Origin of the sequence: Pedobacter sp. UBA5917, assembly GCF_002432345.1 — a bacterium.
In the GTDB taxonomy this organism is placed as follows: Bacteria; Bacteroidota; Bacteroidia; order Sphingobacteriales; family Sphingobacteriaceae; genus Pedobacter.
On the sequence record NZ_DJDT01000321.1, the window covers coordinates 1 to 13,289 of the forward strand.

The window sequence follows — 13,289 nt, forward strand, 5'->3', positions numbered from 1 at the left end:
TGGGGGTATTCCAGATCGAAAGCCGTGCGCAGATGTCAATGCTGCCGCGTTTGCGCCCAAAGGAATTTTATGATCTGGTAATAGAAGTAGCCATCGTACGGCCTGGTCCGATCCAGGGGGATATGGTACATCCTTACCTGCGCAGACGCAATGGCGAAGAGGCGGTAGATTATCCTTCTCCTGAGCTTGAGGAAATTCTGGGCAGAACGCTGGGTGTTCCGCTTTTTCAGGAACAGGCGATGAAGATTGCGATTGTTGCGGCGGGTTTTACGCCAGCTGAGGCTGACGGGCTAAGGCGGAGCATGGCAACCTTCAAATTTAAAGGCCTGGTGAACCAATATGAAAAGAAACTCATTGATGGAATGCTGGCTAAGGGTTATACCGAGGAATTCGCCAGGCGTATTTTTAAACAGCTGAAAGGTTTTGGGAGTTATGGTTTTCCTGAAAGCCATGCGGCCAGTTTTGCATTATTGGTTTATGTTTCCTGCTGGCTAAAATGTTATTATCCGGATGTCTTTGCAGCAGCCTTGCTAAACAGTATGCCTATGGGTTTTTACCAGCCCGCGCAGATTGTGATTGATGCGCAGAAACACAACGTTCAGGTACGCGAAGTGGATATTAATTATTCTGTGTGGGATAACCGCTTAGAAGAAATGACCGGTAAATATCATGCATTACGGCTGGGATTCCGTCAGATCAAGGGCATTCGTGAAGAGGAAATGCAGGTTTTGACCGGGCACCGTGGAAAGGGCTATCTTACCATCACAGCGCTCCGCGATGCTGGGGTGTCACTGGCCACGCTGGAACGGCTGGCAGACGCGGATGCTTTCCGCTCTATTGGACTGGACCGCAGAAAGGCGCTATGGGAAGTTTCTGCCTTGCAGGATATGCCGGAACAGCTTTTTAAAGGCCAGCCTTCGGAAAGCAAGCTGGAAACGCAGGTGGAGCTGCCGCTAATGAGTGCCGGTGAACATGTGGTTCAGGATTACGCAACTGTTGGACTTTCGTTAAAAGCGCATCCGGTGAGCTTTGTGCGTGAGCAGCTAGATTTATTGCATATCCGCTCGACGCATCATATTAGTACTGTTGCCACCGATGGGCAATTGGTCAAGGTAGCCGGCGTGGTTTTAGTGCGCCAGCGTCCGGGAACTGCCGGTGGGGTATGTTTTATTACCATAGAAGATGAGACCGGTTTTTCTAATCTGGTGGTTTTTGAAAAGCTGTTTGAAACCTACCGGAAAGAAATCCTTCATTCCAGGCTACTCATGGTGGAAGGCAGGCTGCAAAGAGAAGGAGAAGTGGTGCATGTGATCGTAAGTAAATGTTTCGACCTGACCAAAATGCTCAGCAAGCTGGTACAACGGGAGCAGGATGACTTGCCGGTTTTAACCCTCTCGCGCGCGGACGAGAAAAGCGCGCCATATCCAGCACACAATAAAAGAGCCCAAACCCGCGAGGAAGTTCCCAAAGCAACTTTCCATGCTGGGCGAAATTTTAAGTAAGCTTTGGACCTAAACTTCGGTGTTTTCATCATTCAGATCTTTGCCTTTTTCATGGTTAATGGTAAAGCTGAATAACCAGGACTTGAATGTCATCGATTTCTTTTCATTTGGTTTTATGTTTCCCTTGAAGGTAAATGCAGCGAAGCCAAATATTGGCAATAGGGCTATGATGAGGACAATTATCGTCATATCAATATATTTTAAGGTCAAAAAAAGTGTTTCAATCATGTTCACGAAGTTGAGGCGCAGTATTGCATCCATAGTATTTATATTATGTACTTAAAATAATAAGCACTAAGTTAAGGCCTCACCGGATACGAGAATAGACGGACTATAACCGAATTACCGCGCTTTCATTGCGGGCTATTTTCATTCTGCACCTATTGGATTATTTAAAATTAGTACCTATTACCGTATAGATAAAATTGTTGGATTTTGTCTTCGGAATTTTGATGGTTTTCTTGAGAGGTTTATTTGGTTGAGTCTTATGCCTCGAAAAATATCCAAAATAATTTTAAGCTGAATTCAGGTATTGACATTAAGAATTTTTATTTCTATAATTGTGTAAGCTTTTTGGCAAGCTTGCTCGTTCGTGCAAAGATCTATTCAGCCAATTAATTGTTTAATAATGCAAACCTCCTGCTTATTATCCAAACAAGATTACGGACGCAAATACAAAGGATAGTTAAGTAGGTCTAAACAGGAATGTATTATGACACCTATTGAGTATTTAAAACTCCAAGCAAAAAATCTTCACAAAGATTTCAAAACCCAAACCTCTTCATTTGATCCTAAACTGCGGCGTAACGTGTACGACTACGATCCGAAATTTTTCAAGTTCGACTTGCTCGTAGATGACTTCAATATTAACGAAGAAAACTTTAAGTTAGGGAATGCCCTGCATGTGATTGCGAAATTATGCGGCCTGGATAAATGGTCAGACTTTTCAAAAGCTTCGCCAGCCAAAATTGAGTTATCATTTTTACTTTATGATAACATGGATAGAGTTAGTGTACGGGACTGGGTTGATTACCTCTCGCGTATTGAAACCGAAAATAAAGTAAAGCTTGATGATGAATTTAAGTTGCAAATCTTTACAGACGTTTTCTTGGAAGGAGAACAAGACATTTATTACGATGATTATCGACTGTCTAAAGATGAAGATATTGAAATTGAATGGGGAAAGGATGACAGTGTATCAAGTGTGCCTACCACAAAAATATCTTCGCTCCCACTAAATAAAGATGACCGTGAAGAATTCATTACGGCAGCAAATCAGGCATTTGAGCGTGTCTTTGAGCGTATCGAACCTGAGAATCCCGAGTTGACCCGTTCGTTATGGGATGCGGAAAAATTCATTGATGAAGATGTATTGACACCTGATATGTTGCCAATAGACCGTAACTATGCGCTTTCTTTAATCGACTCTTTTTCGGTTGGCTATGTTATCCAATTAGCAGCTCAGGCGGATGATCAGGCTTTAAACCTTAACTAAATTATTATTGGTGTTTTTTAGTGAAGCGGATAGTTCAGATTCCGCTTCACTTCATTTACCACAAAGCTACTATGGGATTTTAGAACATTATCCAATGTCATCAGATCTTTGGTAATGAAACTCGTGTATTCCTGCATGTTTCTGACTACGATTTTAAGTAGGAAATCATAATCTCCAGTAGTATGGTAGCATTCCATTACCTGTGGAAATATGGCTACCTGCTGCTGGAAATTCTGGAGTGCTGAACTACTGTGATCCCTTAAGGTTACGTGTGAATAGGAAACCATGAGTTGTGTGAATTTTTCCCGGTTGATAATCGCGATTGTCCCTGCAATAAAGCCTCTCTCACGCATGCGGGTGATCCGCTCAAAAATTGTGCTGGATGATTTGTGCAGCTTGTAAGCAAGCTCCTTATAATGTAAATCTCCTTGAATCTGAAGCAGGGCCAATATTTCATAGTCCAGCTTATCCAAAATATCGTCTTGCATAATGCAGGTCTTTTAGATAATGTGATATGGCAATAAATGATAGGTAAATGATCACCGGCTGCGTGCTCCAGCGGATGATGCAAACATAATAAGTTTATCTCTGGCTTGCAATTTACTGAACATTATTTGGGTTGCGCCCCTCTAATGTCCCCTCTTCAGAATTAAGTTTGGTTTGCTTTGATTTTTGTCGGATAATTTTCGATGTAAGTAAACCTGCAAGGATTTCTCTTCAATACTCTCCAAATTTGCATCTTCAAAAACCAAATAAAAGAATCTGGCAAGCTGGTAAGAGTGTATCACTTGCCCTCAAAAATAGATATGAACAACACAAAAATACTGGTCATCGGCGCTTGTGGTCAGATCGGGACCGAGCTGTTGGTTGCCCTCAGAAAAAGGAATGGGCATGATAATGTGATTGCCACGGATATCCATTACCGCGAAAACGTATCCCCTGAGATTGCACCCTACTATAAGCTTGATGTTTTAAATACCGATGCCTTGGAGGCGTTGATCGTTGATCTAGAAATCACACAGATTTATCACCTTGCTGCGGTTTTATCGGCAAAAGGGGAAAGTAATCCAACCTTGGCCTGGGATCTGAACATGAACAGTTTGCTCAGCGTGCTTGACCTCTCTGTTAAGCATAAGATCAGTAAGGTATTCTGGCCAAGCAGTATTGCTGTTTTTGGCCCCGATTCTGTAAAAGAAAACTGCCCACAGCAGGGCGTAACTGAACCATCAACGGTTTATGGTATCAGCAAAGCGGCAGGCGAGCAGTGGTGCAAATATTATTTTGAGAAATACGGGTTAGATGTACGCAGTTTGCGCTATCCAGGGCTGATCAGCTACACAGGTGCTCCAGGTGGCGGAACAACGGATTATGCTGTAGATATTTTTCATCATGCTATAAAGGGTGAGTCTTACACCTGTTTTTTGAACGAGCAGACGGCTCTTCCGATGATGTTCATGCAGGATGCTATTAATGCAACTTTGCAGTTGATGGACGCACCCTACAAAGGTATCAAGGTGAGGACAGCATATAATCTAAGCGCCCTAAGTTTTACCCCCGAGGAATTGGAAAAGGAAATAAAAAGCCTCATTCCGGAGTTTTCGGTGTCTTACGCGCCGGATTTTCGTCAGGCCATCGCGGATAGCTGGCCGGCGAGTATCGATGATAGTGCAGCGAGAAGGGACTGGGGTTGGAAACCAAGTTATAATTTAAAGGCAATGGTTCGGGAAATGCTGGAAAACCTTTGGGTTTTGCAGGCTGAATAAAGAATTTTAAAATACTTAAGCCATTATGGCTATAGTTCGCGGGGCGTGATTTCCCCGTTAGTTTTTTCATAGAATTCGTCTTTTGACGAGAAATAGTTAGGTTTTAGTTAATGAGCGGTTCCTTCTGGATGGAGGGAATCGCTTTTTTTTGATCGGTACGAGGACATTGGAATCTATTATCGCCAAACCTTCACAATGTTTTTATGTTTTCAATTTGTTGCTGAATAAACAGATTGAAATATGGAGAGGTATGTTTTTGAGATCCCGACGGATGAAGGTTTGAGGGAAACTGTTATTGAATCGATCGGTGAGTGTTATAGTGTCCACATGAACGGGCATTTTGTTGGTAGTATGTGGTGGGAGGAAAACAAGGGGCTTCAGTGGAATACCGGTGATGTGGAGCTAACCCCATTTATTTGGGATATAGCTTCTATGCTTTCAGAAGCTTTTACACGCAACGGTTTTCCCTCAATTCTCAAAGGGACCTATTCGGAGATCATTGCTACAACATGGAAAAGCGCTGAAATGTTAGAAGTAGTCGTATCAGCTGACTCAGATCTGGAAGTTTTTACTGTTTTTTTGAAGGATGAAATATTAAACTTAGTTAATTTTGAAGAGCATTTGGATTTAATGGTAAGAAAAGCGGATAGTACCTATTTTATTATTATGGGTATTAACTAGTTTTTTTGGAGTATGGTTTAGGTTATATAGGTGTCTGAGAAAAATGAAAATTTACTGCCGAATGCTATGGGCCGTGTATGAATATTCTATATCGAACATTTTTTTGCTAATACCCAGAGTAATTCCTTCTGGGGTCAGAGGTAATAACCACGCTTTGCCAGTTCAACAACCATTTTGATAATCTCAGGATCTTTCTGATGAATTTTGTTGTTCATCATCCAGCGCACCTTGTCCAATACCGGTTGACTTGGAAAGCCAAAGAGCTCCATAAAACGGTTAAGGTCATTCCCATCTTCAGCCCGTTTTTTCATGTTTTCAACCTCTTTAAAATTTTCCGGGGTTAAAGCTCCATACTTTTCCTGATCCTGCAGATGTTTTTTTATTGTACCGATCTTTCCTAAAATCCAATCTTCCGAACTTTTCTCTACTTGTAAATTAGTGGTAAGCGAAAACCATTTGTCCCTATCTGTTCGGTAAATGGTGTCCAACATTGCTTGTTCCGTATTTGGAAAGATTGATAAATAATGTTTGTTGTCCAGCGGAAGTGAAATCATATTTGTGGGGTCAAATGGATTGACTAAGTCATGATCGTCTATACTGCGCATGATAACTGGGTTGTCACTGGTAATGAGCTCTGAATCATCGGTTAACCGATAAACGCATATAGCAGCTTTACTTTTGAAGTTTACAAATTGATGCCATTCCTGGATGTGATTTTGCAAGAAAGCCTGCTTGTTTTTTGCTTTTAACTCCGTTCTCATCTCTTCAATGTCCTTGACGTTAAAACTTAGATCAGCCCCGTTAAATCTGAATTTAATATTTCCCTGCTCATCCTTGAAATGTTTTGCTGCATAGTCGAGGATGTGATTAATTCTGCGTTGATTAACATTTAAAAATTTTGGGGTCCTGAAGAATAAACTCATTGTTGTTAATAAGATTTTGATCCGCTGTTCCGGGGTTATTTTAATCAAATCGGGATTGATTAACCATTGATATACTTCGGGATAAACCTTATCTATTTCTTCTGCATAGTAATTTTCCAGTGCATACTTATCCTCACCCTCACGATGTGTCAAAGTATATAAATTCTTATTGACGCAAATATCTCTAATGCTTATAGGCTTAGCTTTCACATGGCCATCCGATTTTAGTTTAGCCTCAACGACTTTAACACCATTAATTTCTTCTGAGAAATTCTTTAAATATGATTTTGGAATAAAATGCTGGTGTTTAGGTTTATTCATATTATGGAGTGTTTGCTTAAAGTTAAAAAAGAAACTTGAAAGCCAGTTGCCTCAAGCTCAAGGATATCTAAATTGCGTTAATAAATATGTCTGAATTGTTAGCTATTGGTGATAACAATGGAAATTTTGCTGATGGTCTCAAATAATATAAAACGGCAACTTTTCTCAATATCTAAACCAATTTTCAAAGTCATATATTAATTTGAAGATGTTTGGAAAGCTTATCTAGTGCTGTGGTATACTCTATAAACTGAGGGATTTAATTTGCTATATTTAGAAACTAGATAGATTCGGAATAATTATTCAACAGGCCAAGACTTAACCTTATTATTTTTTAATTTCAAATCTTGGTTCAATACATTAACGCTCAATATGAAGACAAAACCGGGAAAGATCAATCGCAATGAATTATGCTATTGTAATAGCGGAAAAAAATATAAAAAATGCTGTATTAATAAAGAAAATAATTACCTGAATTATGCCACAAGTGATTTTACACCAGCCTTTTTGGGGACGGAAGGCAAGATGCTCACCTGGGTTCGGAAATATGATTTAAAAGCGCTTTTAGCCACTTTATCAGTCATACAACTTCAAGAACTCAATCATGGAAAAGACATTCGGGTTCAGCATATCATAACAGAGGCTATCAGGGCTAACGTGGTTCTGGAAGATACTGTTAACTACTCACAGCTTCGTGCCGAACTGCTAAAAACTGAAAAGCATATATATGAAGATCCGCCTGAAGATTTTTTTACCGATAATATCCTTTTTGCTAATGGTAATAATGTAGTTTATCCAGGTAATTTTGTTCAAGCGCAGCAGATTGTTCAGGCTCAGTTGGATGCCCTCAACATTTTAAGGCCCAAATATGTAAATGAAATCCATCCAATTTTTGAAGGAGTTTTTTTTATGTTGTATCTGCATGATTCCATTGCCCAAGCAATGGGGCATGAGCGCAAGATGTTTAGCGAAAGCCCTGATGATAAGCTATATGTGCCGTCCCCAAATGATCTCAAGAACCTTTCATCATTGTTTATCTATTCCAGAGCGGATCTGGAAGAAATCTGCAGGAAACTAGCTTTGAGGGAAGGTACCTTTGAACAGTTTGTTTTTGGTGGTCAGTTTGAGAAATTGCAATTCGAAAATCCGGATGAACATCCACTGTTCCACACCCCTTTTGTTATTGTTGGAGGAGAATATATTCTTGCTATGCCTTCTGCTCAGCTTGCGGCAATAAACTATTTCATTGTTCGTAAGCTTACTAATGCGGGGCTTTTGAAAGAGTTTACACAGGTTTATGCAAAACAATCAAGAGTTGAATCAGATTCATTGGCTCAACGAATGAGATGGATAAAACTATCTAATGTTGGTAACATTGAGGAGTTTGAAGGGGACGGCACCGTGCTGGCAATGTCTCTTCATCAGGTTGATGTCGATAAAGTTTCATTGGTCATTAATTTTGTTTTTCCTCCTGATAGTATTATTGACCGTGCAAAAGATCAAGTGAAATCTAACGAGGAATATTGGAAGAAAATTAACCTGATCGGTGAAGGCTTTAAAAAGGATAATCCTGATTTCAGGATTTTGTTGGTGGCGATATCTAATAGGAGCAATATCTTTGGCAGCAGGGTAATGGCAATGCCTAGGGAAAATGTTTTTGATCTTGTGATCGGCATGAGCATGAATGAATTCCGGGTTATGCCCATCAGGTGGAATTTTGATGCACTTTCCTTGTGGAAGTATACACGAGATAGAGAAGCCAGCGAAAGCGCCATTGAATTTGGACCCTACAATACTCATTTGGGAATTTACAAATTTTACGAAGACAATTTTCATAGTTTTTTTCATCCTAATCATTCGCCCTATGACTTTGCAACCATTGGATTTGAGGTTGAAGGCGCTGTTAACAGAGCTGCCAAAATTAAACTTGATAAAATCGGAATTGAGTACCCTGCTGAAAATGGTCTTTTAACATTAAGTTCAGTAAAAAAGGAAGAACATTTGCCCATCTATATTTCTGAAGAATACCGCCGAGGAAAGATAAGACAATGTCTACTTGGTTATTCGTGCCCAATTTGGGTGCAGAGCAATTCATTAGGACATCCGACAGCTGAAGTATATGTAAATGCCATTCTATTCTGGTTGCATGCATCAAAGTCTGTATTAGATGGTTTTTTTGCTCACTTTGGCGATCTTCCAATTGTCATAACACTAGTAATTGATGAATCGCTATATGATAAAAACAATTGGGAAATTGTAGATGCTGGTAAGAGCATTATGTTAGATTATACAATTAGGGCAAAGGCAAGGACAATAGAATTGAATATACCCATCAATATAATCAGCTATTTTGCCCAAGCGGATAACGACGGAGAATTTCTTTTGATGGCAAATATCATTGATCGTTTGGGACTTCTTGGTGAAGCGATTGGCCTTAAAAATCAGAAAGTACAAAGCGAAATTGCCGACTCGCTCCAAAAAGTTATTTCTCCAGGGCTAAGGAAAATGATTTTGATAAAGGAAGTGGACTTTAATGATCCAGTGATCGCTGATATTGATGTTTCCAGTCCTAAATATATTTCGAACGCGGATATATCGAATGTACTGCAAAGTCAGATTCAGTTGCTTGGCTTTGCAAAGCCAATTCCTAATATCATCACTGGCAACAAGGAAAAAGGAGATGTTCTTAATAACCTTGTTGCGCTACATTTTAAAACAGTGATTGAAATGATAGCTGAGTACGAAGCTATATCCTTATTGTTGTTCCTGATGAGTCGTCATGAAGATCTGTTGCAAGCAAGAGAGATGCGTAAGATATCTCTTCCAACTCTTGATGCCTGTTATGGTGAATACTATGATGTATTTGCGGAATATGGAAAAATCGAATCCGATACCGTATCGACATCATTGGCAACAAGAACACTTATTGAATTCGTAGCATGTGAAATGCCTTCGGGAAATAAACGAGCTAGCCACGAATCAGTTGATATCATGCTCGCTCACATTATCGAACTCATTAATTATGGAGCGCTATCAGATTCAATTAAATACGAAATTGAGAATCCAAAGATGGGGTTACTTCCATCGGGTAGGCTTGGTATCGATTATGGTAAAGCAGACAGATGGTTATATGCTTTCAGGGACGACTTGTATCTAGAAGAATTCAATAAATATAAAATGGAGTTCAAAGGACATTTTAGGAGAAATAAGAAAACGAAGAAATCGCAAAAAGGAGATAGCATTTATTATGATCGGGTGGATGAAATTTTTGAAAAGGAATGGGGTATTACAGTATGGAATCTAATTGGAATGTGTTCTTTTTTATGCTGGCAGCTATTTGAACGTAAAGTTTCGGTAGCTATGCTAAGTGAAGATGAACTCAGGACTGCATTCTCAGCCAAATCTGAAGCCCCAGGTAGAGAGGTGGAAGCATTTTTCAATCTGTTAACCTTTGCTGAACGCAAAGGCGTGCTTAATCTTGAAAAAAATAAAGTTCACGAAGCTTTTCCTTGGCGATTTAACAGGCCGATTTCGTATATGTTAAAGCCGTTGATACCTGTAACTATTGAGGGAAAACGGAATTTTATCATAAGTGCCCGTCACATTTTTACGGCAGGAGAAAATATATTAGCTAGATTTCTGGAGGGAACACTTAAAGTTGACAATTCGTTAAAAGGAATTCAACGCTTGCTAGCCGAACGAAATGATATTAAAGGTAAGGAATTCAGGGATTCAATATGCAGTTGGTTGAAAACCAATACGCACTTCGAAGTGCTCGATTTTGAGGTGAAAATTAAACGGAAGGGTTTTTTTAATGCAACGGAGGATAAAGGTGATGTAGATATTTTATGCATTAATAAATCGAAAAAGATTATTTATTCAATAGAATGCAAGAACACTTCACAAGCTAAGACAACCTATGATATCTACACTGAAATTAGGAACTATATTGGTGTCGCCGATAAGAAAGGGATGATAGACAAGCATGTAAAACGGCATGTATGGCTGACTGAAAATCTTGAAGAGGTAAAGAAAAAACTTGATCTTGAGGGAAAATTTAAGATTCACTCCATGGTTTTGACTAAACATATTATCCCTACAAGTTACCTTCATAAGGTAGAAATACCCGTATACTCATATTCAGATATGCTTCAGAAAAAGATTTTTTAACGAACGCTTTTGTTAATTTTCTTTTAAAAAAAAGCATAGGTTGTTTAGAAGATGATTCATTCTGAGACTAATGGCTTAAATTCAATAGTTATAAATATTCCCGATTAATGAAGATCATGGACGAACTGCTCCAGGAGCCCTGGAGATTATAAGAAAATGGTTAGCACAACGATGGATTCTCGAACATTCCTGTGAAGTGAAAAAACAAAGCTCAGGCTTATCCTTGAAGCCCTTGAAAGGTGAATCAAATTATTAAATCCATAAAAAAAACTTGTCCAGATTAAACAAAAAAGAAGTAATTGAATGAATGAAGCCATCCCAGTTTTAAACTATAGCATCTTTTATCCCGGGTATCCTATGCCTGGTGATCCACTCAAACTTATCGAGACCTTCGACCTTGAACAGGTGATATTAACGATGGTAGCCTTGCGAAATTCGCTCGAACGGAATCGTTATGATTTTAAAAATGACATCCTTGTCCAATCAATTCTAGTTAAGCTTCCCAATACAAAAGCTGAGAGGGTTATGCAGTTTTTATCTGGAAAAAAGCCATTTGCTCTGGTGCATTCTGTAGTCATTTCAAAAATATTGGTGGACCTTTTTAAAAACCTAAAAAACAACCAGCCTAAAGAAGATATTACAGAAGGGGAATATGAACAAAGGTTGTTGGATCTCATTTTGATTTATAATGAACACCACTATAATCATGTGGTGCTGGAAGGGAAGCCACATACCCATGAATTGGTGTGGTCGCTGATGATGATGCAGGACTTGAGTGGTTTCGATGAGGTGGATTATGCCAGGACGGGAACAATCAAGCATATGGTTTTTATCCGCTTCTTACAGGAAAGCCTTGGCGAAAAATACCCGCTTTTAGAGAAGAGTTTAAAAGAAACCACTGGTCTTGACAGCATCTATCAGTTCATGAGCATATTCCTGCATCTTTTTGTTCACTTGGCCAAAAGGGAACAGCCTGTTCTTTTACTCCCCCAGATTGCCAGGGAAGATCCGAACTATGTCTTTCTCGACCCGCTGGGCCTAATTATTGATGCGAAAATTGCCGCTAACGAGCATTTTGATATTGGAACCTTGTTTACAAGGCCGTTTTTTAGGACCTCGACTGGGCAGATATACGTTTTAGACCATAATAATTTCTCTCTATTGGTGGAGCGTTCGTTTATTTATCTTTTGCATAACAAGAGTAATATTAAAGAGCTTTTGTCTGTCAAAAACTTTAATGGTCTGTTGTCCCATTTTGGGTTTAAATATTATGAAAAATTCCTGATCGATCGGGTACTGAAATCTCTAGTCAGAACAGGAGTAAGGCTTATTCCATCCGATGATAAATTGCTGTCGGATTTCACTCTCATTGTAAATGAGACCGATGTTTTTATTATGGAGGTTAAATCAGTAGCGATTAACTATAGGGTTTTTGATGAGCAAAACCCGAGTGAATTCCGGAAATACATTGATGAACAGTTCCGGGAGAAAAAGGGACTGCCGCAGTTGGTCAGGAATATTGAATATCTGATAAATGACCAAAATAACTTACTGCATTTTAAGAAAGCTCCTTCAAAACTCAATGTTTACCCGATTATCGTTTTCAGTGAGCCACAGATGGCAACTTTTGGAGTAGCGGATTATGTTGGAGAAAAAGCAAAAGCGGAACTGGCAATATTCTCAAAAAAATTCAAGAAAATTCAACCACTGACTATGATCCATAGTGATTTCTTCGTTGAAAACATTGAGCTGATGTCCCGGGACCGAGGCTTTCTGAAGAAATTAATAGAAAGTTATCATAAACATATCGCTAGCAAAAAGGAAGGATACCGTAAATTCAGCTCCCCACAGAACTATGTAAAATCAATGGTAGGATTCGATAAATATGTTATTGGTAAAAGCGGGGCATATCGCATGGATCAAAAACGAATATTTGCGCATCTTTCAGAAATGTTTAGACTAAAGGATAAGGTAGAATATAATATTTCTGATTAACTTTAAGATAGCAGGCCTGCTGCAGATGTCGAGGCTACAAGGGGCAAATAGCGAGATGGAAATGAGCAACAGTTGAAGAGTGCTCCAGGATCTATGGGTATATTAGTTCAGGCCGATTAAGCATCAGATTTGTGTAACTCTTATTTCAACAGTAATAATCGTTAATAATTTTAATTCTAAGCACAATGATTAAAATTCATCCAGAACGAAGAAATATCACTCCTGAAAAAGCAGTAAGGATACTCAAACGATATGGTCGAAAAGTAAGTCTTAAGGAAGCCAGGTTAATGTTGGACTTTATGTACAATTTTGCGATACTATCCTTAAACCAGGTGATCAACGACGAGAGAATGAAGGAATTATGGCAAAAAGAATCTCCATCAGGTAAGGATCAAGGAGCTGAAAAACCATAAAGCTTTTGCTTCCTGTTTAAAGGATA

Annotated in this window: 10 protein-coding genes; 7 read left to right on the plus strand and 3 right to left on the minus strand. The window is 39.2% G+C overall.

The features are described 5' to 3' along the window. Positions 1 to 1,502 (plus strand): OB-fold nucleic acid binding domain-containing protein (locus tag B2V92_RS22395; RefSeq protein WP_293312312.1); only part of this gene is annotated, 1,502 nt, incomplete at its 5' end. Between the two features lie 9 nt (positions 1,503 to 1,511). Here the strand turns inward: B2V92_RS22395 and B2V92_RS22400 are convergent. Continuing rightward, positions 1,512 to 1,691 carry a hypothetical protein gene (locus B2V92_RS22400; protein WP_293312314.1) on the minus strand — a complete coding sequence of 60 codons (180 nt, stop codon included), beginning with the start codon at positions 1,689 to 1,691 and terminating at the stop codon, positions 1,512 to 1,514. 523 nt (positions 1,692 to 2,214) lie between these two features. Here B2V92_RS22400 and B2V92_RS22405 point away from each other — a divergent pair. Continuing rightward, positions 2,215 to 2,997 carry a hypothetical protein gene (locus tag B2V92_RS22405; protein ID WP_293312315.1) on the plus strand — a complete coding sequence of 261 codons (783 nt, stop codon included), beginning with the start codon at positions 2,215 to 2,217 and terminating at the stop codon, positions 2,995 to 2,997. Between the two features lie 17 nt (positions 2,998 to 3,014). On the opposite strand, the gene B2V92_RS22410 is transcribed toward B2V92_RS22405, so the two are convergent. Next, on the minus strand, positions 3,015 to 3,485 hold the full coding sequence (locus tag B2V92_RS22410) for an Lrp/AsnC family transcriptional regulator (protein ID WP_293312317.1): 471 nt from the start codon (positions 3,483 to 3,485) through the stop codon (positions 3,015 to 3,017). 318 nt (positions 3,486 to 3,803) lie between these two features. Between B2V92_RS22410 and B2V92_RS22415 the strand changes: the two genes are divergently transcribed. After that, on the plus strand, positions 3,804 to 4,760 hold the full coding sequence (locus B2V92_RS22415; RefSeq protein WP_293312318.1) for an NAD-dependent epimerase/dehydratase family protein: 957 nt from the start codon (positions 3,804 to 3,806) through the stop codon (positions 4,758 to 4,760). Between the two features lie 240 nt (positions 4,761 to 5,000). Beyond that, complete coding sequence (locus tag B2V92_RS22420) at positions 5,001 to 5,441, plus strand: hypothetical protein (RefSeq protein WP_293312319.1); 441 nt, start codon at positions 5,001 to 5,003, stop codon at positions 5,439 to 5,441. Between the two features lie 134 nt (positions 5,442 to 5,575). On the opposite strand, the gene B2V92_RS22425 is transcribed toward B2V92_RS22420, so the two are convergent. Continuing rightward, positions 5,576 to 6,685, minus strand: a complete 1,110-nt coding sequence (locus tag B2V92_RS22425) for a DUF4238 domain-containing protein (RefSeq protein WP_293312321.1) — start codon at positions 6,683 to 6,685, stop codon at positions 5,576 to 5,578. Between the two features lie 372 nt (positions 6,686 to 7,057). Here B2V92_RS22425 and B2V92_RS22430 point away from each other — a divergent pair, with 372 nt between their 5' ends. The 3 genes from B2V92_RS22430 to B2V92_RS22440 all read left to right on the plus strand — a co-directional run bounded on the left by B2V92_RS22430 (position 7,058) and on the right by B2V92_RS22440 (position 13,263). Next, positions 7,058 to 10,855, plus strand: a complete 3,798-nt coding sequence (locus B2V92_RS22430; RefSeq protein ID WP_293312323.1) for an SEC-C domain-containing protein — start codon at positions 7,058 to 7,060, stop codon at positions 10,853 to 10,855. 303 nt (positions 10,856 to 11,158) lie between these two features. After that, on the plus strand, positions 11,159 to 12,850 hold the full coding sequence (locus B2V92_RS22435; RefSeq protein WP_293312325.1) for a hypothetical protein: 1,692 nt from the start codon (positions 11,159 to 11,161) through the stop codon (positions 12,848 to 12,850). A 185-nt stretch (positions 12,851 to 13,035) separates the two neighbouring features. Next, entirely contained in the window at positions 13,036 to 13,263 is a 228-nt protein-coding gene (locus tag B2V92_RS22440; RefSeq protein WP_293312327.1) for a hypothetical protein, read from the plus strand. Positions 13,264 to 13,289 lie beyond the last annotated feature (26 nt).

Bases quoted from the DNA above. Each gene is read 5' to 3' on its own strand.
- B2V92_RS22400 (WP_293312314.1), bottom strand. From the start codon at position 1,691: ATGACGATAATTGTCCTCATCATAGCCCTATTGCCAATATTTGGCTTC.
- B2V92_RS22405 (WP_293312315.1), top strand. From the start codon at position 2,215: ATGACACCTATTGAGTATTTAAAACTCCAAGCAAAAAATCTTCACAAA.
- B2V92_RS22410 (WP_293312317.1), bottom strand. From the start codon at position 3,485: ATGCAAGACGATATTTTGGATAAGCTGGACTATGAAATATTGGCCCTG.
- B2V92_RS22415 (WP_293312318.1), top strand. From the start codon at position 3,804: ATGAACAACACAAAAATACTGGTCATCGGCGCTTGTGGTCAGATCGGG.
- B2V92_RS22420 (WP_293312319.1), top strand. From the start codon at position 5,001: ATGGAGAGGTATGTTTTTGAGATCCCGACGGATGAAGGTTTGAGGGAA.
- B2V92_RS22425 (WP_293312321.1), bottom strand. From the start codon at position 6,685: ATGAATAAACCTAAACACCAGCATTTTATTCCAAAATCATATTTAAAG.
- B2V92_RS22430 (WP_293312323.1), top strand. From the start codon at position 7,058: ATGAAGACAAAACCGGGAAAGATCAATCGCAATGAATTATGCTATTGT.
- B2V92_RS22435 (WP_293312325.1), top strand. From the start codon at position 11,159: ATGAATGAAGCCATCCCAGTTTTAAACTATAGCATCTTTTATCCCGGG.
- B2V92_RS22440 (WP_293312327.1), top strand. From the start codon at position 13,036: ATGATTAAAATTCATCCAGAACGAAGAAATATCACTCCTGAAAAAGCA.